The sequence below is a fragment of the Alteromonas sp. HB246098 genome (assembly GCF_054890645.1).
Genome location: NZ_JBTZUG010000001.1, coordinates 949,218 through 967,867 on the forward strand (window position 1 = coordinate 949,218; position 18,650 = coordinate 967,867).

The 18,650-nt window shown below is 44.4% G+C and carries 18 protein-coding genes and 2 tRNA genes; 15 read left to right on the top strand and 5 right to left on the bottom strand.

What is annotated here, in order from left to right:
* Window positions 1-30 precede the first annotated feature (30 nt).
* Window positions 31-1,413 carry an MATE family efflux transporter gene (locus ACYTPF_RS04050; protein ID WP_442864410.1) on the bottom strand — a complete coding sequence of 461 codons (1,383 nt, stop codon included), beginning with the start codon at window positions 1,411-1,413 and terminating at the stop codon, window positions 31-33.
* A 998-nt stretch (window positions 1,414-2,411) separates the two neighbouring features.
* Between ACYTPF_RS04050 and ACYTPF_RS04055 the strand changes: the two genes are divergently transcribed.
* From ACYTPF_RS04055 to ACYTPF_RS04100, 10 genes are all read left to right on the top strand, one after another.
* Window positions 2,412-2,488: transfer RNA gene (locus ACYTPF_RS04055), tRNA-Asn, on the top strand.
* 27 nt (window positions 2,489-2,515) lie between these two features.
* A tRNA-Asn gene (locus ACYTPF_RS04060) sits at window positions 2,516-2,592 on the top strand.
* Between the two features lie 193 nt (window positions 2,593-2,785).
* Complete coding sequence (gene rsxA, locus ACYTPF_RS04065; RefSeq protein WP_179982770.1) at window positions 2,786-3,367, top strand: electron transport complex subunit RsxA; 582 nt, start codon at window positions 2,786-2,788, stop codon at window positions 3,365-3,367.
* Window positions 3,367-3,948 (top strand): electron transport complex subunit RsxB, encoded by a 582-nt coding sequence (gene rsxB / locus ACYTPF_RS04070; RefSeq protein WP_179982769.1) that lies wholly within the window; start codon window positions 3,367-3,369, stop codon window positions 3,946-3,948. Before rsxA ends, rsxB begins: the two co-directional genes overlap by 1 nt.
* A gap of 5 nt (window positions 3,949-3,953) precedes the next feature.
* Window positions 3,954-6,836 (top strand): electron transport complex subunit RsxC, encoded by a 2,883-nt coding sequence (rsxC, locus tag ACYTPF_RS04075; protein WP_461851538.1) that lies wholly within the window; start codon window positions 3,954-3,956, stop codon window positions 6,834-6,836.
* The gene (rsxD, locus tag ACYTPF_RS04080) at window positions 6,833-7,918 is read left to right on the top strand and encodes an electron transport complex subunit RsxD (protein WP_461851289.1); all 1,086 of its coding nucleotides are present in this window, start codon (window positions 6,833-6,835) and stop codon (window positions 7,916-7,918) included. The genes rsxC and rsxD overlap by 4 nt, the downstream gene beginning before the upstream one ends.
* A complete protein-coding gene (locus tag ACYTPF_RS04085; RefSeq protein ID WP_461851290.1) occupies window positions 7,918-8,772 on the top strand; it encodes an RnfABCDGE type electron transport complex subunit G in 855 nt (284 codons plus the stop codon). The genes rsxD and ACYTPF_RS04085 overlap by 1 nt, the downstream gene beginning before the upstream one ends.
* Window position 8,773: 1 nt before the next feature.
* The gene (locus ACYTPF_RS04090; RefSeq protein ID WP_179982766.1) at window positions 8,774-9,466 is read left to right on the top strand and encodes an electron transport complex subunit E; all 693 of its coding nucleotides are present in this window, start codon (window positions 8,774-8,776) and stop codon (window positions 9,464-9,466) included.
* A 122-nt stretch (window positions 9,467-9,588) separates the two neighbouring features.
* Window positions 9,589-10,311, top strand: coding sequence for an endonuclease III domain-containing protein (locus tag ACYTPF_RS04095; RefSeq protein ID WP_461851291.1), 723 nt, complete (start codon window positions 9,589-9,591; stop codon window positions 10,309-10,311).
* A 32-nt stretch (window positions 10,312-10,343) separates the two neighbouring features.
* On the top strand, window positions 10,344-11,759 hold the full coding sequence (locus tag ACYTPF_RS04100) for a M20/M25/M40 family metallo-hydrolase (RefSeq protein WP_461851292.1): 1,416 nt from the start codon (window positions 10,344-10,346) through the stop codon (window positions 11,757-11,759).
* A 198-nt stretch (window positions 11,760-11,957) separates the two neighbouring features.
* Here ACYTPF_RS04100 and ACYTPF_RS04105 read toward each other — a convergent pair whose 3' ends face one another.
* Complete coding sequence (locus ACYTPF_RS04105) at window positions 11,958-12,137, bottom strand: hypothetical protein (RefSeq protein ID WP_461851293.1); 180 nt, start codon at window positions 12,135-12,137, stop codon at window positions 11,958-11,960.
* A 164-nt stretch (window positions 12,138-12,301) separates the two neighbouring features.
* The gene (gene cspE, locus ACYTPF_RS04110) at window positions 12,302-12,514 is read right to left on the bottom strand and encodes a transcription antiterminator/RNA stability regulator CspE (protein WP_025254517.1); all 213 of its coding nucleotides are present in this window, start codon (window positions 12,512-12,514) and stop codon (window positions 12,302-12,304) included.
* A gap of 329 nt (window positions 12,515-12,843) precedes the next feature.
* Here cspE and ACYTPF_RS04115 point away from each other — a divergent pair, with 329 nt between their 5' ends.
* The 3 genes from ACYTPF_RS04115 (at window position 12,844) to glpQ (ending at window position 15,471) form a co-directional block, all read left to right on the top strand.
* A complete protein-coding gene (locus ACYTPF_RS04115) occupies window positions 12,844-13,554 on the top strand; it encodes an SDR family oxidoreductase (protein WP_461851294.1) in 711 nt (236 codons plus the stop codon).
* Window positions 13,555-13,770: 216 nt separating this feature from the next.
* A complete protein-coding gene (gene gloA / locus ACYTPF_RS04120) occupies window positions 13,771-14,166 on the top strand; it encodes a lactoylglutathione lyase (RefSeq protein ID WP_179982761.1) in 396 nt (131 codons plus the stop codon).
* Between the two features lie 231 nt (window positions 14,167-14,397).
* Window positions 14,398-15,471 (top strand): glycerophosphodiester phosphodiesterase, encoded by a 1,074-nt coding sequence (gene glpQ, locus ACYTPF_RS04125; RefSeq protein WP_461851295.1) that lies wholly within the window; start codon window positions 14,398-14,400, stop codon window positions 15,469-15,471.
* A 37-nt stretch (window positions 15,472-15,508) separates the two neighbouring features.
* Here glpQ and ACYTPF_RS04130 read toward each other — a convergent pair whose 3' ends face one another.
* A complete protein-coding gene (locus tag ACYTPF_RS04130) occupies window positions 15,509-16,381 on the bottom strand; it encodes a flagellar protein MotY (RefSeq protein ID WP_461851296.1) in 873 nt (290 codons plus the stop codon).
* A gap of 341 nt (window positions 16,382-16,722) precedes the next feature.
* On the opposite strand from ACYTPF_RS04130, the gene rnt reads away from it, so the two are divergent.
* Window positions 16,723-17,358: a ribonuclease T gene (gene rnt, locus ACYTPF_RS04135; RefSeq protein ID WP_179982759.1), complete on the top strand. Its 636-nt coding sequence runs from the start codon at window positions 16,723-16,725 to the stop codon at window positions 17,356-17,358.
* A gap of 76 nt (window positions 17,359-17,434) precedes the next feature.
* Here the strand turns inward: rnt and ACYTPF_RS04140 are convergent, their stop codons facing one another.
* Window positions 17,435-18,040 carry a peroxiredoxin gene (locus ACYTPF_RS04140; RefSeq protein WP_118489876.1) on the bottom strand — a complete coding sequence of 202 codons (606 nt, stop codon included), beginning with the start codon at window positions 18,038-18,040 and terminating at the stop codon, window positions 17,435-17,437.
* A gap of 296 nt (window positions 18,041-18,336) precedes the next feature.
* Here ACYTPF_RS04140 and ACYTPF_RS04145 point away from each other — a divergent pair, with 296 nt between their 5' ends.
* On the top strand, window positions 18,337-18,531 hold the full coding sequence (locus tag ACYTPF_RS04145; RefSeq protein ID WP_179982758.1) for a bacterioferritin-associated ferredoxin: 195 nt from the start codon (window positions 18,337-18,339) through the stop codon (window positions 18,529-18,531).
* Window positions 18,532-18,650: the final 119 nt, after the last annotated feature.

The following is an 18,650-nucleotide window of genomic DNA, read 5'->3' on the forward strand; positions in this document are numbered from 1 at the left end:
TCTGAAAAATACAGCGAAGCACACTTACCGTTAGCCTCGTTGAGCATCTACAGTGTCTGTTTCGAACTTAGCTAGCGCACTCTTGAAAACAACAAGTGAGACACATGCCATTGCAATATTGGCAATGACAGTACCGGCAAATAGCCCTTTCAAGTCGAAGAAAAAACTGCCCGCAACGCTTATTGGTACGAAGAAAATAAACAAGCGGATGACACTTAGAACTAATGCCGTCATGGGGCGGTGCATTGCGTTTAACGATGAGTTAGTCAGAATGATAATGCCTTGCATGCCATAACCTAGCGGCACAATCATCAAAAATAGCTGTATCAATACGCTTACCTCTGCTTCATGGGCAAAGGCAACGGCTATCCAGCTAGACATTGCCCACATGACAAGAAAAATGCCGAACTGCCAAACAAGAACAAACTTCAAAGTAAGTGAATATGCTTTTTTTACCCGTTCTACCTGCCCTGCTCCTACGTTTTGGCTGATAAATGGAGGCAGCGTCATAGATAGCGCTAGCACAACAATGCTAGCAATAGACTCCATTCTATTACCTACCCCCCACGCTGCCACCGCTTCGGCGCCGTAACCAGCAACTACAGCTGTCATCACACCACCTGCAACAGGGGTTAGCATATTTGCTCCTGCCGCAGGCAGCCCTATTTTGAGAATTTCCCGGCTGCTGTCACGTAGCTCGGCGAGTGTTAGAAGTCGAGGTAACATTAACTTTCGACGTACAGATAAAATATAAAGTATCCATATGGCGCCAACTATCCACGCGATAAAGGTAGCCAATGCCGCACCTTTTATTCCCATTGCCGGAATAGGCCCAAGTCCGAATATAAAAATAGGGTCAAGCAACGCATTTAGACCGCCCCCGGCTGCCATCACTATGCTAGGTGTTCGGGTATCACCACATGCGCGAAGTACACTATTGCCCACCATAGGCATAGCTAAAAAAATGCTCGATAAATACCATAGGCCCATATAGTCAGATATATATGGCATTAAGTTATCTGTGGCATTAAGCAGTTTAAATACAGGCTCTATGGTAAAAAAGCCAATTATTGCTAATGTCCCTACCAGCAAAACAGACAGCATTAGCGAGCCTGTAGCATAGTGTTGGGACTTGGTTATTTCCTTACTACCCTGCAACTTCCCTATAATTGCCGAGGTTCCTATACCTAAACCAATGTTCAGACTAATTACGGTAAAGGTTACTGGAAAGGTAAAACTGATAGCAGCTAATGGGTCTGTGCCCAACAAACTGACGAAAAAGGTATCGATAAGCCCAAAGCTCATCATCATTACCATCCCCAATATCATAGGAATAGTCATACGCTTTAACGTAGTACCTATATCTCCTCCCAATAAGTCGGAAGTACGTTGTTTAGCGTTAGTTTTTATCACTAGAGCTCCGGCTAATTAAATTCCCCTCATTAACTGCGCGCTAGTGTAAAACGGTGAACGCTATTTAGCCATGCTGTTTCGATAAACAAAGCAAAGCGTAAGAGGGAGAGAAGAAATATAATGTTTTTAATGAAAATACATGCACTTTGCGAATTTGTTCGCTATTCGCTAAAAGCACTACTTTGTCAGTATTTTTACACGATTAATATGTCAGTGAATTCGTGACAGTTTAGTTTCTATTCCATTTCACTTTTAATATAGTGACTATCAAAGTTCATCCATATTAGATTTTTACAACTCAGCGGTTGAAAGACCAACAAAAATGTTAATAACTTGTAAGAGACTGAGAAATAACATGGATTTTGTTGAATAGCATTTAGTCATTCGTTGAATTAACACACAAGCTACTTTTTGTTCAACCGATCAATTTAGATCGAAGGTTGCGATCACAAAAACAGTGCTAACCCTTTGTAGTATATAGAATATAACCCCACATTCAGGCCTATTCAATCGGATCAATTAATACCTGATCTTACAAAAGCAGTAGACGAATATAAGCTATCAACATAGTTATCCACAGATTTAGTGGATAACTACCGCCAGACCATATTCGGCGGGATTTCGTGCTCGATTAATTTCTCATCACGTAAGTGGTGACTAACCTTTTAATCCTCAGGTACAGGTTACAGATTTATTAAAGCCTGTACATAATAACAGTATGGAAGCGATTTTTTATTCTTTTTAGTTATAGCCTTTAACTTTACTGAGATATATCAGAAAAAAGAAAAAATCATTTCTTTAAAAGCTAAAAGCACACGTGTTTATATGTAAACAAGCAATAATGTGCAGTTATTAACCATCATTTTCTCAGCATTGACGACAAAATGAACATAAAAGCCGTAAAAAGCTATTTTTTGCGCAGTCAGCACAAATATTTCATTTATGTTGTTGACAGTTCCTAAGTACGTCTTTAATATTCGCCCCCGTTGAAGCACAGGTCCCCCTTAGCTCAGTTGGTTAGAGCGACGGACTGTTAATCCGCAGGTCCCCCGTTCGAGTCGGGGAGGGGGAGCCAACTTCAGCAAACAACTTAGGTGTCGATTCCCCCTTAGCTCAGTTGGTTAGAGCGACGGACTGTTAATCCGCAGGTCCCCCGTTCGAGTCGGGGAGGGGGAGCCACTTAGTTGGCTCTTAATCGTCTTACCCACTTCATTCTATTTTAATTCCTAAAACAACGCGTTTAGACATTAAATAACCCTAATTCAATCAAGTTGTTAAACCCGTTCTAAAAAGGGATAATAGACCTAATCTGTTTTTCTTTTTAATTCGCGGGCGTTGTCCGTCAAGATTCCTCGAAGGAATTGCGTTATTCATGACTGAATTTTTACTGCTATTGATTGGTACAGTACTGGTTAACAACTTTGTGTTGGTTAAGTTTCTCGGTTTATGTCCGTTTATGGGTGTATCTGGAAAACTAGAAACCGCCATGGGCATGTCTATGGCCACCACATTTGTACTCACCCTTGCCTCGGCTTCAAGTTACCTGGTTGAAACCTATTTACTTGCGCCATTAGGTATTGGCTACCTCAGAACGTTAGCCTTTATCCTTGTTATTGCGGTGGTTGTTCAGTTCACCGAAATGGTCGTGAACAAAACAAGTCCTACCTTATATAGGCTGTTAGGTATATTTCTCCCTCTTATCACAACCAACTGTGCAGTTCTTGGTGTAGCTTTGTTAAATCTTACCGAGCAGCATAATTTCATGCAGAGCCTTATCTATGGGTTCGGGGCTGCGGTAGGTTTCTCCTTGGTATTAGTGTTATTTGCAGCCATGCGTGAGCGCTTAGCTGCTGCTGACGTACCAGTCTCTTTCAAGGGTGCGTCAATTGCCATGATTACCGCAGGCCTTATGTCCCTCGCATTTATGGGATTTAGTGGATTGGTGAAGGTGTAATGTCGATGTCTACTACGATCATACTTGCAGTCATTGCAATTGGCGTCCTTGCTCTTATTTTTGGCCTAGTCTTGGGCTATGCAAGCATTCGCTTTAAAGTAGAGGGCGACCCCCTTGTCGAACAAATCGACGCCGTGTTACCACAAACCCAATGCGGCCAGTGTGGTTATCCAGGTTGTAAACCTTATGCTGAAGCTATTGCAGACGGCGATGACATTAATAAATGTCCTCCAGGCGGCGAAGCAACGATCAAAAAACTTGCAGACTTAATGGGGGTTGAACCCAAACCCCTTGACGCAGCGCATGGCGAAGAAGACGTCAAAAAAGTTGCTTTCATTCGAGAAGATGAGTGCATCGGCTGTACCAAATGTATCCAAGCCTGCCCTGTGGATGCCATATTAGGTGCCGCAAAACATATGCATACCGTTATTACTGATGAGTGTACAGGATGTGACTTATGTGTAGACCCCTGCCCTGTCGACTGCATTGACATGGTGCCAATCGTTCAAACTACTTCTACGTGGAAGTGGGATTTCGAATCATCACCTAAAGGTGATATCCCTATCAAAATGGTATCGTAATTGTGATGTATCCAAGTTTTGATTCAATTATAGAAGCTCTTGAAGCGGGGAAGCTGTACTCATTTCCAGGTGGTGTGCATCCTGACGATAAAAAATCACTTTCTAATACGTCGGTAATTAAAAAGCCATCGATGCCAGAGTTATTGATAGTACCACTGCGCCAGCACATTGGTTCAGACGGCATATGTTGCGTAGAAGTTGGCGATACCGTGGTAAAAGGCCAAATTCTTTCGCAAAGCTCCTCGCCTTTTTCGGTACCTGTACACGCCCCCACCTCGGGCGAAGTTGTTGCAATAGCGCCGCATGTTGTTGCTCATCCTAGTGGCTTAACCGAAATGTGTATATCAATACGCCCGGATGGTAAAGACACATGGGGCGACCTGTCCCCCATCGCTAACTATAGCGAGCTTGATAAAAACACACTTATTGAAGCTATCTGCCAAGCTGGTATTTCTGGAATGGGTGGTGCCGGCTTCCCTACCCATATAAAAACCTCAACATCTAAACCTGTTGAGTTTCTTATCCTAAACGGGATTGAGTGTGAACCTTATATCACATCTGATGACCGATTAATGCGTGAGCACGCATGGCAAATACGCCAGGGTCTAGACATTCTTACTCACCTTATCGAACCTAAGGCAATTATTGTTGCGGTTGAAGACAACAAACCCGAAGCGTTCGAGGCACTCAATATTGCCTGTCAGGATAAGAAAGACTACCGCGTGGTTAGCGTTGAAACTAAATATCCTGCTGGCGGTGAAAAGCAGCTAATTCAGGTTGTTACTGGCCGAGAAGTGCCAAGAAATGGTTTGCCTGCCGATGTAGGCGTGATGATGTTTAACGTAGGAACCTGCTATGCCATTGCAGACGCTATTTTGCATGGTAAGCCGCTTATAGAGCGTATTGTTACCGTAACCGGTGAAGCAGTTAAGTCCCCTAGCAACTTCAGAGCGCTATTAGGTACACCTGTTTCTCATTTGTTAGAAGAAGCAAGTTACAACCCGAAAAAACAGAAAGCGCCCAAAGTCATTATGGGTGGGCCTATGATGGGCTTTACCTTATCAGACGCAACTATTCCTGTTGTAAAGACCACAAACTGCTTATTAGTCCCGGCCAAGAAAGAGCTTGTAGATGATAATGCAGAACGCCCGTGTATACGCTGTAGTGCGTGCGCCGATGCTTGCCCGGCATCACTGCTCCCACAACAAATTTTTTGGCACGCTAAAGCAAAAGAATACGACAAAGCCGAAGAATACGACCTTTTCGACTGTATAGAGTGTGGCGCATGCGCTTACGTTTGCCCCAGCGAGATACCGCTGGTGCATTACTATCGCCAGGCTAAGTCTGAAATACGCATTCAGCGTGATGAAAAGAATAAAGCTGAAAAAGCTAAACAGCGTTTTGAAGCTCGTAAAGAGCGTTTAGAGCGCGAAAAACTTGAGCGCGAAGAAAAACATAGAAAAGCAAAAGAAGCACGATTAGCCGCCAACAAAGCCAAAGAACAAAATGCTGCAGCCGTAGATAATGCAAATAACTCGGCTGACGCTACCGCAACTGAAGCAAAGGACAAAGTAGCGGCGGCGCTTGCGCGTGCGAAAGCGAAAAAAGCGGCAATGCAGGCCAAGGCTAAGGCTGAGGACGAAAATACACCAGTAAACGCTGACGAGCCTAACCCAGCGGCGGACGATAAAAAAGCTCAGGTAGCCGCGGCAATTGCCAGAGCAAAAGCGAAGAAAGCAGCCCGAGCTCAAGGTTCAGAGCAAGCTGAAAACGCCACTGAGCCAGCGGCTCAGGCACCTTCGCCAGAAGATGATAAAAAGGCCAAAGTTGCCGCTGCTATCGCCAGAGCGAAAGCCAAGAAAGCAGCCCAAGCTGGCCAGTATTCAGATGCGTCAACAGAAAACCAAGCGGGTTCTCAAGACGAAAAAACTGCTGAGCTTTTAAATACTGAACCTTCAAATACTGAGCCATCCAATACCGAAACTAATTCAGATCTAACAGCTGAAGCGCAGAAAAAAGCGCGAATTGCAGCGGCCGTTGCTAGAGCAAAAGCGCAAAAAGCCGCTAAAAATAACGCAAGCGGACAATCTGAGCAGTCTACACCCACTCAATTAAACGAGCAGCAAGACAACCAGTCTAGAGAGCCGCTAGGTGAAACAGATGCTAAGGATGAAAAGAAGGCTAGGATAGCTGCTGCCGTTGCCAAAGCTAAAGCCAAAAAGGCCGCGTCGCAAAAAGCACAAGCATCTACCCCTGTTGGCGAAGCTGACACAGACAGCCAAGACGCTAGCTTACAAAAAGAAGCAGATCCTCAAAGCGTCAGCGGCCAAGATAATAGTGCTCAGAATAACAAGGCTCTAGATTCATCTAGCAACTTGAGCGAAGCGGAACAAAAAAAGGCCCGCATTGCTGCCGCCGTGGCGAAAGCAAAAGCCAAAAAAGCGGCTAAACAGGAAGGTAATCTAGAAGATAAAATTAAAGGCGAGCAAGAAGATGCTGGCGATAGTGACCTCAGCATGGAGGCTACTTCAACGCGAAAAGCGCAGGATGTATCTAGCGCGCCTAATGAGAATACTAACGACGCTCCATCTAAAAGTGACGCTGACGAGAAAAAAGCGCGTATAGCTGCCGCTGTGGCAAAGGCCAAAGCAAAGAAACTTGCTCAAAGCACTAATGACGATTTAGCAGCCTCACAAGATACTGCTGAACAAGAAAGTCACAAGGAATATGAGCAGAGCGAGTCGTCTAGTGAAGCAGAACAAGTACCAAGCGTGCAATCAACTTCTCAACCCACTGCTCAAGATGAAAAGAAAGCACGTATAGCGGCAGCCATTGCAAAAGCAAAAGCGAAAAAAGCGGCGGCTGAACAAGAGAAAGAATCAGAATGAAGTTAAGTTTATCGAGTTCACCACACCAACGGGTTAAACGCGATACCGGACAGGTCATGCGCATGGTTATTTACGCCATGATCCCAGGCATGATAGCCCAATCTTTTTTCTTTGGTTGGGGCATGCTTATTCAAGCGGTTATTGCAGTAGTAAGTGCACTGGTAATTGAAGGGGTTATTTTATTTTTAAGAAAGCGTCCTATCGAACGCACACTTACTGATTACAGCGCCGTTTTAACAGGCTTGTTAATCGCTATTAGTATTCCGCCTACTCTGCCGTGGTGGATGACGGTCATTGGAGTATTTTTTGCGATCGCGGTTGCTAAACAAGTCTATGGCGGGCTTGGTTTCAACATTTTTAACCCCGCAATGATAGCCTATGTGGTTTTGCTTATTTCATTCCCGGCAGCCATGAGTTTATGGCTACCGCCTGCAACCCATGCTGGGGTTACGCCAAGCTTCTTTGACTCGCTGTCATTGATATTTACAGGCTTCACTACCAGCGGCTACGATGTTACTCAGCTTAAAACTATTGCCGACGGCGTAACCATGGCTACACCTCTAGACACGTTAAAAACTGACTTAACGCAAGGTATGACTTACTCAGAGTCTTTAGCTAAACCAATTTTTGATGGCGGCGTATTTGATGCCGCTGGTGCAGGATGGGGTATGGTGAGCCTTGCCTATTTACTTGGCGGTCTTTACCTATGGAAAACCCGTGTTATTAACTGGCACATCCCAGGTGGCATGCTGCTGAGCGTATTTGTTTGTGCATCACTGCTTCATTTGGTTAACGCCGATTACTATGCTTCACCGCTATTCCACCTGTTTAATGGGGCAGTAATGGTTGGTGCTTTCTTTATCGCAACCGATCCGGTTTCCGCGTCAACAACCCCAAAAGGCCGAATTATATTTGGGGCTGCGATTGGATTTTGGGTAGTTATAATACGCACATTTGGTGGTTACCCCGATGCTGTGGCGTTTGCAGTGATCATTATGAATATGGCGGTACCGCTTATTGACTATTACACCCGCCCTCGTGTTTACGGTAAAAATGTGGGCAAAGGCCGAGGTAAGCAGTAATGATGAAAGAAAGCTTGGCCAAGAACGGCCTTATGTTAGGTGCGTTTGCCGTTGTCACCACTGCGTTAATAGCGTTAACCTTTTTCGGCACCCAAGACAAAATTGAGCAACAAAAGCAGCAAAAGCTTCTAAGCGTACTTAATGAAGTTGTGCCGAGTGAATTCCACGACAATGCCCTGTACGCCAACTGCACAGAAGTCGACGCCCCCGCACTGGGCATAAAAAAAGCCCATAAGATATACCGTGCCACGCTAAACGGCCAACCTAGCGCGCTTGTGTTGGAAGCCACTGCCCCCGATGGCTATAGCGGTGATATAGATATTGTTGTCGGTGTAAAAGTAGAAACACATATTGCCAACGGTAAACAACAGGGTATGCCAAATGACTCCCGTAGCAGTGAGAGTGAAAACCTCAATACTTCTGCACTACCGCTAACCGATATGGCAAAACTCGACGAGAGTTCTCCCGAAATGGATACGGCTGAAATAAAAACAACCAATATGAGAGTACTTGGCGTACGCGTTATCGAACATAAAGAAACCCCTGGGCTTGGTGATAAGATAGAGCTTGCAGTAAGCAATTGGATCACAAGCTTCAGCGGTAAGTCTTTCTCACCAGATAACTTAGCTCCATGGCAAGTCAAAAAAGATGGCGGCGAATTTGACCAATTCACAGGCGCTACTATAACGCCAAGAGCGGTAGTCACAGCCGTACGTGAAGCTTTACTTTACGCTCAGGCTAACCAAAGCGCGTTATTCTCAGCCCCCGACACCTGTGCAACAACAGATTCGGTTGAAACGATAGATGACGTTAACGTGGATGAAACCCAACCTCATAGTGTAGAGGAGTTATAACGTGACTGACTTTCGCGACCTGTCCTTGCAAGGACTTTGGAAGAACAACCCTGCGCTAGTACAGCTGTTAGGATTGTGCCCCCTACTAGCCGTTACTGCTACCTTCATTAACGGTTTAGGACTTGGCCTTGCTACCATGTTGGTTTTAATTGGCAGTAACATTACCGTTTCACTCGTTCGAAATGTGGTAAGAAACGAGATCCGCATTCCTGTTTTCGTTATGATTATTGCAGCATTTGTAACCATTGTTCAGCTTCTAATGAATGCCTATACCTACGACCTTTACTTAGCGTTAGGTATTTTTATTCCACTGATTGTAACTAACTGCGCCATTATAGGACGCGCCGAGGCCTTTGCATCGAAAAACGGGCCCCTTGCGTCCGCATACGATGGGTTCATGATGGGCTTAGGATTTACCGCTGTGTTGGTTGTACTAGGCGGCATGCGAGAAATATTGGGTGCGGGGACGTTATTAGCGGGTGCAGATAGACTATTTGGCCCCATTGCTGCGAACTGGACTATTACACTGTTCAACACAGAAAACCCATTTCTACTTGCGATATTACCGCCGGGTGCGTTTTTAGGCATGGGACTTCTTATTGCTATTAAAAACAGCATAGATGCCAAGTTAGCCGCTAAGCAAACATCGCCTGCGGTGAAAGCTGAGCGCGTGCGCGTCACTGCAGAGAGTTAAATCATACCGTAATTGTTAGCGTAGCTTGACGGAGTAAGTGAAAACTTCAGCAGATGGTGCAAACGTTTTAACTTAAAAAATTTACACCTTGTTTAGCGTCCATATTAAAAAAGTATATAGAAATGAATGATGTAGTTAAGCCGGCAAAGCCGCTATCTAAGCAGGAAAAAGTAAAAGAAATAATGCGAATTTTGGATGACCTTTATCCAGAAATTCCTATCTTTCTAGATCACAAAGACCCATATACTTTACTGATTGCAGTTCTATTATCGGCACAATGTACCGACGAGCGCGTTAATCAAATTACGCCAAAGCTATTCGCTCGCGCAGATAACCCCTACGACATGGTGTTGATGAGTATTGAAGAAATACAAGACATTATCCGCCCTTGTGGATTATCGCCTATGAAGTCGAAGGGCATTTGGCATTTGTCCGATATGATCATTAAACAACACAATGGTGAAGTCCCAGCAAACTTTGAAGCGCTGGAGGCCATGCCTGCTGTTGGCCACAAAACAGCCGCGGTGGTTATGTCTCAAGGCTTTGGCATTCCTGCTTTCCCGGTAGATACACATATTCATCGTTTAATGTACCGCTGGGGTTTATCGAACGGAAAAAGCGTAGAGCAAACAGAACGCGATGCAAAACGCCTGTTTCCTAAAGAAAGATGGAACGACCTGCATCTACAGATTATCTTGTACGGCAGAGAATACTGCCCTGCTCGCGGTTTTGATTTAAATAAGTGCACTATTACCCGTGAATTTGGTAGAAAGAGCTTTATAAACGAAGTGCTGAAAGAACAAGAGAAAAAGCAAAAATTGTCGCTTAAGAAGAAGCGTAAATAGAAAAAAATATAAAAATAATCCACGGAGAACACATGTCCCGATTGAATAATATCGCTAGGAATCTAGCGTTTGGTGCATTAGTAAGTGCATGCAGTTTCGGTGTTTTTGCTGAAACTTCACCCATTACAGACGAGCAAAAGAAAAATGCGGAAACGCTAATTCAAAAAGCGCTGAAAAGTGACTTAGGCTATAGCATCGTAGAATCACTAACTACAGAGATAGGCCCACGCCTTGGCGGTTCGGAAGCTGAAAAGCGAGCCAGGGATTGGGGCGTTAAGGTAGGAGAGCGCCTCGGATTTGATAAAGTGAGTATTGAAGAGTTTACCATGCCCTTCTGGGACAGGGGTCATTTACATATTTCACTTACTGCGCCTTATGCCCAACCGCTTTATGGCACAGCGCTAGGTGGAGCGGCTCCTTCAGATAGCGAGATAAACGCTGACATCGTGTATTTCAGAGATATTCACGCACTAACCTCAGTTAAAGACGGCGCGCTTAAAGGCAAAATTGCGTTTGTCGATGGCGATGCCATGGTAAAAAGTCAAACGGGTGCGGGCTATGGCCAAGCGAATCAACGTCGCCGTATTGGTTGGCAACATGCGCAGCGCGGTGGCGCTGAAGCGCTAGTTGTACGTTCGGTAGGCTCAGACTCTCATCGCTTCCCTCACTCTGGCATGATGAGCTCAGACGGCGATGAGTGGGCCGATATTCCGGTTGTTGCTATTTCTAACCCCGACGCTGATCATTTACGACGCCTACACAATTTAGGCAAGCCACTGTCGTTATCGCTTCATTCTGAGTCAAAGTGGAAAGGCGAAGTAAGCAGCGGCAACGTAATTCTAGATTTAGTCGGTAGTGAAAAGCCCGAAGAGATTGTGCTCATTGGTGGTCACTTAGATAGCTGGGACTTAGGCACCGGCGCTGTTGATGACGGTGCGGGCGTTGCTATTACCACAGCCGCAGCCGCTTTAATTGCATCACTGCCTGAACGCCCTAAGCGCACCATTCGTGTAGTTATGTTTGGCGCTGAAGAAGTGGGCTTATTAGGCGCGTTTGCTTATGCAAAACAGCATGAAAAGAACCTTGCTAACCACGTTCTTGCTACTGAGTCTGATTTTGGCGCACAAACAATTTGGCAACTTGTGTCTAATGTGAACCCTGAAGCAACAGTACTGGTAGATGAAATCGCAAAGATCTTGTCACCTCTGGGTATAATTCGCGGTGGCTCAGACGTTGCCGGTGGTGGCCCCGATATTATACCGCTCGCAGCGAAAGGCGTACCGACTATCCGGTTGAACCAGAACGGTCGAGATTATTTCGATCTTCATCACACGCCTGATGACACATTAGACAAAATTAACCCTGATGAACTGGCTCAAAACATTGCAGCTTATGCAGCAAGCATATATCTGTTAGCAGATTCAGACGTCGACTTAAAAGCCAAATAATAGCGGCAGGTTATTTCTATAATGACATTGGTTAGTACACACCCGTACTAGCCAATGCTTCTCTTGCAACAGCACCCCTTTATTTACAGCGCTTTATACATACCACGCAGTTGCACTACTAAAAAGGCAAGAGCTATAACCTTTTAACTTTTTAGCATTATTATTGACTATACAGCGATAAGGGTAGAGCGAGCTTAATTAGCTCTTTTGAATAAGCTGAGCAATGAATCGCTTTGCTTCTTGTCTTGATGATAACTGAACATGTCGGTAGGTATTCGCATGTTTGAAGGCAACAGCTGTTTTATTTATGGAGATATTTGAAATTAACGCACCTGGAATAAGGCTGTTAATGGTAGAGATAGAGTTTTGAAGTTGCATATTAGATACTTCTTTATTGATATAGTTTGTTTTGAATTCCTCGCAGGTTGGGTTAAGAAATCTAAAAACGAAAATTAGGCTCTTTTCACATTTTTTGTGTAAAAGAGCCCATCTTTGCGGGTTACTTCAGATAAGAGAAATAACCCTAAGCTGGCTAACAGGTCTTAAAGAACTGTTACGTTAGCAGCTTGTGGGCCTTTTTGGCCTTGTTCAACTTCAAAGCTAACCGCTTGACCTTCAGCAAGAGTCTTGAAGCCGTCAGAAGTGATTGAACGGAAGTGTACGAATACGTCTTTGCCACCAGCTTCAGGAGTAATGAAACCGAAACCTTTTTCTTCGTTAAACCACTTAACTGTACCGTTTACAGAATTAGACATAATAATAACCTTTTAAAAAAATTGATGTAATGGTGGAAGCCACCGAATAGCAATAGACATAACTAAGCTAGTAAAGCAGTTGTATATCTATCTAGCACTTCAATTTGAAGGTATAAAGAAAGGTACAGCGCAGTATTAGGTAAAGCATAAAACATATCTAGAGCGAGCGAGACAGTACAGGTAATTGGTCGCCATGTCCAATTATTTCGGGATTATTTTTTAAGCATTGCAATGCGACCTTATCAATTGGGCCCACAATGAATACGTATGTTTGTATAACGCCAATACCAGCTAAGTTAATCTTATTCTTTTTTCGCTAGGTTTTAATTATGACAGATATGTATTTGTTATCGGGTAAAACCGCCATTGTGACAGGTGGCGGCAAGGGGCTGGGAAAAACTATAACTCACTTTCTATTAGAAGCAGGAATGAAAGTAGCTATCTGCGGACGCACTGAGGAAACGATAACCAAGACAGTTAAACAATTAGATGCGCTATTCCCCGGTAAAGTCATTGGGGCAAAATGTGATGTATCAAAAAGTGATGAAGTCGCAAGTTTCGTAAAAGAAGTTAAAAATACATTTGGCGAACTTCACGTTCTTATCAATAACAGTGGTTTTGGTAAAGAAACGCTCATCTGGGAAACCAGTGAAGACGATTGGGACGAAGTGATGGATACCAATGTAAAAGGTTCCTTCCTTATGTGTAAGCAAGTAGTGCCCCATATGATTGAAAATCGAGAAGGTTACATTATCAATATTGCCTCTCAGGCAGCACTAAATGGATATGCCAATGCGGGCGTTTACTGCGCGTCGAAATTCGCATTGGTGGGGCTTGGGAAAGCTCTTCAAGAGGAAGTGCGACCTTATGGCATTCACGTTCATTCACTCAACCCTGCGCTAATTCAGTCACAGAAAATAGGATCTGAGGAGATAGACAAGGGTCTGATTCAAAACGAAGACTTAGGCGAAATGGTGGTCTACCTGTTAAGCCAGCCTCGTCGGCTTAAAATTGATAATATCGGCATGTGGGGTTTTTAATACGTTTAAGTGGAATTGTAAAACTGTCTTAAAGCGTTAACATTTCCCCATTATCATAGCGTGTCGTTTGCGTTTACCAACGAAAGTACTCTGCGGGGCTTTGTCTGGATGGAGTTCTGTGTAGCTAGAGTTCTGGATACATGTGACAACTGCAAACGCGCACTTACAATGCAGTGTACCATCGGGTAATTCTGATGGTTCAAATAGGAAATAGTTATGCGAATGCTTCACACCATGCTTCGAGTTGAAAACTTAGAGGCTTCACTTCACTTCTACACCTCATTGATGGGCATGCGCCTTCTTCGACAATCAGAAAACAAAGAGTATGAGTACACCCTCGCTTTTGTAGGATACGGAGAAGAGACCGATAGCACTGTGTTAGAGCTTACCTATAACTGGGGTGACAACACCTATGATAAGGGTAACGCGTATGGCCACATCGCCATTGAAGTAGACGACATCTATCAGTTTTGTGAAAACTTAGAAGCAAATGGCGCTGAGGTGTACCGTAAACCCGGCCCCGTAAAAGGTGGCTCTACCGTCATCGCTTTTGTACGCGATCCAGATGGGTATGCCATAGAACTTATTCAAAATAAGTCTATTTCACTATAGCAGCACGGCGTCGCCAATATCTTCTAAGCGCTCGTAACATAAGCTTTCTGTGAAATGTAAGGCACAAATAAGATGGCGATAAAAGTAAACACATGGAGTGGCAGTCACATGCTAGGTAACCGCTTATTATTTTCTTTAAACCGGGTAAACAAGGGTATAGCGGGTTCGTCGAACCAGCTCAAGCTGAGATTAAAGGGCAATGCTAGGTTGCGCAATAGATACACAACTAGATTGACATCGTTACTACCTGCTTTGGTTGTGCTATTTACAGGTGTCCTTGCCTCTGAGAGTACGCTTGCAGCTGATGCTACGAATAGTAAAACTTCGCACGCTGAAGCAGAACATACCACTAGTGAAAGACTGCATTTTACCGTTATCGCCCATCGAGGTGCTTCTGGCTATTTGCCGGAACATACCCTTGAAGCAGCCACGCTAGCGTTCTCGCTGCGTCCTGACTTTATAGAGCAGGATGTTGTTATAACCAAAGATGACATCCCCGTTGTATTGCACGACATTCACTTAGAGACAGTCACTAATGTAGAAGATATTTTTCCAGCACGTCACCGAAAGGACGGACGCTATTACGCCCGTGACTTCACTCTCGAAGAGCTTCGAGCGTTGCGGGTACATGAGCGTGCTAACAGTGACGGGAAGCAAGTTTTTAAAAGTAGGTACCGCGGCACCCAGGCTAATTTTAAAGTGGCCACGTTAAGTGAACACTTTGAACTAATCAGCGAACTTAACCGCCAATTCGGCACATCTGTAGGCGTATACCCAGAAGTAAAGTCCCCTGCCTTTCACATCGCTGAAGGTATTGATGCCAGTAAGATGGTTATCGACACATTAAAAAACTACGGGTTTGCGGGAGAAAACGGCAATAGCTACCTGCAGTGCTTTGACTTCAATGAGATCAAACGCATTCGTGAAACCCTTGGCTATAAGGGCAAAGTAGTTATGCTGATTGGCGAGAACGATTGGGGAGAGAGCGACACCGACTACGAATGGCTGCGTACACAAGAAGGCATGAAGCAAGTCGCGAAGTATGCGAATGGCATAGGCCCTTGGTTAGGCCATTTAATGGATACTCAGGCAATGGCTAAAGGGAAAGTAGAAGCAGCGAGTTGGGTTAAGTACGCTCACGATAACGAACTTACCATTCATACCTACACTTATCGTCAGGATGCGCTTCCGGCGGGCATGTCTGGAAAACAAATTTTAGATGCATTGCACAAGGTAGTGCGAGCTGATGGCGTTTTCACCGACCATTTAGTGCCTGTATTAACCTGGCGAGACAAAACAAATTAACACAAGTTAAACGGGTTTGAGGCGCTTGAGCAAGCGCCTACGACTTGGATAGTCGTACCACTACGCGTCTGTTTTGCGCACGGCTTTCCCGCGTATCGTTTGGCGCGATATGGCGTTTTTCACCATGGCCTGTTAGCTGGATTCTATCTTCAGGTACACCTAGCGTAGTTAGATAGCTTTTTACTTCATTGGCCCGTCGAATAGACAACTGTTCGTTGTTATAACGGCCACCGTAACTGTCCGTGTAACCATCGAGAAGCACAAGCTCCAATTCGCTGTCTTCTTTTAAATATTCGCCAATCATAGTTAAACGCTTTTGCGAATACTTAGTAAGCTCTGTGCTGTTGTTCTGATAAGACAACACAGTGTAGGCGATGTCATCAAAACTAAAGGGAAGCAAGTTCGACACGCACTTAACAAAGTCGCGATACACGCCTGAGAAGTTGCTTGCGTTTAATGCCACACTCACTTGGTCATATTTGTTATACCAGTCTTGATAGTAAATCGTGGGCCAAAAGCCTTTCTCTAACTCAGACAACATAGTCCATGCAGCATCTTGTGGCAGGTCGCCATTGTATTGCTTTCGAATAGACATATCCGCGATGGTCTTTGGCGCCACACCCGGCATCCACTTTGGCGGAACAGAGTAGACCGCAGCCACATCAAACTTGTTTGGCAGCATATACATGTCTAATTCAAATTCCATGTTTAGCTGCTTCGACGCGGAACTCGTAAACATGGCTTCGCCGTAACCAGGCAATTCGTGGTTAAGCCTACACTGCAGGCGCGTGTCCGTATCAATACGCCAGTTGGAACTTTCAATGGTTGCAGAATATTGCCGCATGGCAGCATGGGACGACAGCGACCCCACCATCCCCAATAAAGCGATATATTTTAATTTCAACACCATTTCGACACCATAACGAAAGTCTGACTAACACGAGCGTAGGCCTTTTAACCGCCCACCAACCTTTAAGAGCCATAAATTGTAACCATTCGCTTTAAGTCGCGAATAGTGAGTTTTGAAAATTCATGGTTAATATGATTATCGTCCAAAGTGTAGAAAAGTTTAGCGTTTAATACCATTAGCGTTTCGTACTACTAGTTGCTTCTCATCTTCGCGGTTTTCAAATTGAAACTGGCAACTCGAAGATATCCTTGCGATAATTCTTTTTGCTAATAAGTTTCGCAGGTAGGTTTGCATAAAAAGCAACCAACCAGTTTCTGCAATCTAGTCTTACAAGAGTGTTTATGTCTGCCAACCCGCCCCTTCTTTCCCAGCGCTTTCGAGGTTATTTTCCCGTTGTCATCGACGTTGAAACGGCCGGATTTAATGCAGGCACTGACGCCTTATTAGAGTTAGCAGCGGTTACGGTGAAAATGGATGAAGACGGAGTACTGCATCCTGACCAAACCTTTCACTATCATATAGATCCGTTCGAGGGCGCTAACCTTGAGCCTGCGGCATTAGAATTTAATGGCATTGATCCGAATTGCGCATTACGAGGTGCTATAGAGGAAAGCGAAGCCATGAAGGATTTATGTAAAGGTATTCGCAAAGCACAGAAAAATGCGGACTGTCAGCGTTCTGTTATCGTTGCTCATAACGCAACGTTTGACCAAAGCTTCGTTAATGCTGCTATTGAGCGCTGCAATATAAAGCGCACGCCCTTTCATCCATTTGTTTCCTTCGATACCACCAGCCTAGCAGGCCTTGCTCTTGGTCAAACTGTGCTAGTAAAAGCATGCCGAGCGGCGGGTATATCGTTTGACCAAAATGAAGCGCATAGCGCCCTTTACGATGCACAGAAAACCACCGAACTATTTTGCTACATGGTAAATCGTTATAAGGCGTTAGGTGGCTGGCCAGTAGAAAATCAAGAATAGTTTTTGTTCGATAAATGCCATAAATAAAAACAGCGCCCAAAGGCGCTGTTTCTTTATTATCTTTAAACAGGTTAGCTTATAGCTTATCTGCTTCTTCAGATAGGTATTTAGCTACACCTTCAGGTGATGCGTCCATACCTGATTTACCTTCAGTCCAACCTGCTGGGCAAACTTCGCCATGCTCTTCGTGGAACGCTAGAGCGTCGACCATGCGAAGCATTTCGTCAACGTTACGACCAAGTGGAAGATCGTTTACTACTTGGTGACGAACCATACCTTCGGCATCGATTAGGAATGAACCGCGGAAAGCAACACCATCTTCTGGGTGCTCGACATCATACGCTTGGCAGATGTCGTGTTTTACGTCAGCAACAAGAGTGTACTTAACTGGACCAATGCCACCTTGATTTACTGGGGTATTTCTCCACGCATTGTGTGAAAACTGAGAGTCGATTGAAACACCAATTACTTCAACACCGCGCTTTTTAAACTCGTCAAAACGCTTGTCGAAAGCGATAAGCTCTGACGGGCATACAAAAGTAAAATCTAGCGGGTAGAAGAATACAACCGCTTTTTTGCCCTTAATTGCTTCACTTAGTGTGAAAGAATCTACGATTTCACCGCTACCAAGTACCGCTGCAGCAGTAAAATCAGGCGCAGGACGGCCAACTAATACACTCATGAGTCTCTCCATTTATATTTGGATTGTAATAATAGAAGTGATTACATTGCGTAACCACTTTGATGGGAAATTTCCTTCCCAGAAAATAGGTACGAATACGGAAATAACAATATTAAACGATGAGTTTTTTTACTGCTTGTACCAATAATGATAGTCCGCATAAATAGTTATCCAGATATTGCCCAATCATTACCCAGTATTTACCAGATTGCGGTTTATTAAACTTGCCATTATCTGCTTGCCAAAACGAAGAATAACAATTATTATCATTTACAGATTCATTTGGAGTACGTTTAATGTTTGTTTGCATGTGCTATGGGGTAACAGATAAAAGCATTCGCGCGGCGGTTGAAGAAAACGGCGTGGGGAACGTGCGTGAGTTACGTCAACATTTAGAGCTAGGCTCACAGTGCGGTAAGTGCATCAACATGGCGCAACAAATTATCGATCAAACCATCATTGATGAGTCGCTTTTCAAAGACGTCGGCTAATATTAAAGTCCAAGGCTAGATAGCACAGCCTTATTGCCAAACACGCTTCCCCTATCTATTTAAACTAAAGCTTTATCCATTTAGGAAAGCTCGGACTAACTCCCTCACCTTTTCCCAAA

Bases quoted from the DNA above. Each gene is read 5' to 3' on its own strand.
- rsxA (WP_179982770.1), top strand. From the start codon at position 2,786: ATGACTGAATTTTTACTGCTATTGATTGGTACAGTACTGGTTAACAAC.
- rsxB (WP_179982769.1), top strand. From the start codon at position 3,367: ATGTCGATGTCTACTACGATCATACTTGCAGTCATTGCAATTGGCGTC.
- rsxC (WP_461851538.1), top strand. From the start codon at position 3,954: ATGTATCCAAGTTTTGATTCAATTATAGAAGCTCTTGAAGCGGGGAAG.
- rsxD (WP_461851289.1), top strand. From the start codon at position 6,833: ATGAAGTTAAGTTTATCGAGTTCACCACACCAACGGGTTAAACGCGAT.
- ACYTPF_RS04085 (WP_461851290.1), top strand. From the start codon at position 7,918: ATGATGAAAGAAAGCTTGGCCAAGAACGGCCTTATGTTAGGTGCGTTT.
- ACYTPF_RS04095 (WP_461851291.1), top strand. From the start codon at position 9,589: ATGAATGATGTAGTTAAGCCGGCAAAGCCGCTATCTAAGCAGGAAAAA.
- ACYTPF_RS04100 (WP_461851292.1), top strand. From the start codon at position 10,344: ATGTCCCGATTGAATAATATCGCTAGGAATCTAGCGTTTGGTGCATTA.
- ACYTPF_RS04105 (WP_461851293.1), bottom strand. From the start codon at position 12,137: ATGCAACTTCAAAACTCTATCTCTACCATTAACAGCCTTATTCCAGGT.
- cspE (WP_025254517.1), bottom strand. From the start codon at position 12,514: ATGTCTAATTCTGTAAACGGTACAGTTAAGTGGTTTAACGAAGAAAAA.
- ACYTPF_RS04115 (WP_461851294.1), top strand. From the start codon at position 12,844: ATGACAGATATGTATTTGTTATCGGGTAAAACCGCCATTGTGACAGGT.
- gloA (WP_179982761.1), top strand. From the start codon at position 13,771: ATGCGAATGCTTCACACCATGCTTCGAGTTGAAAACTTAGAGGCTTCA.
- ACYTPF_RS04130 (WP_461851296.1), bottom strand. From the start codon at position 16,381: ATGGTGTTGAAATTAAAATATATCGCTTTATTGGGGATGGTGGGGTCG.
- rnt (WP_179982759.1), top strand. From the start codon at position 16,723: ATGTCTGCCAACCCGCCCCTTCTTTCCCAGCGCTTTCGAGGTTATTTT.
- ACYTPF_RS04140 (WP_118489876.1), bottom strand. From the start codon at position 18,040: ATGAGTGTATTAGTTGGCCGTCCTGCGCCTGATTTTACTGCTGCAGCG.
- ACYTPF_RS04145 (WP_179982758.1), top strand. From the start codon at position 18,337: ATGTTTGTTTGCATGTGCTATGGGGTAACAGATAAAAGCATTCGCGCG.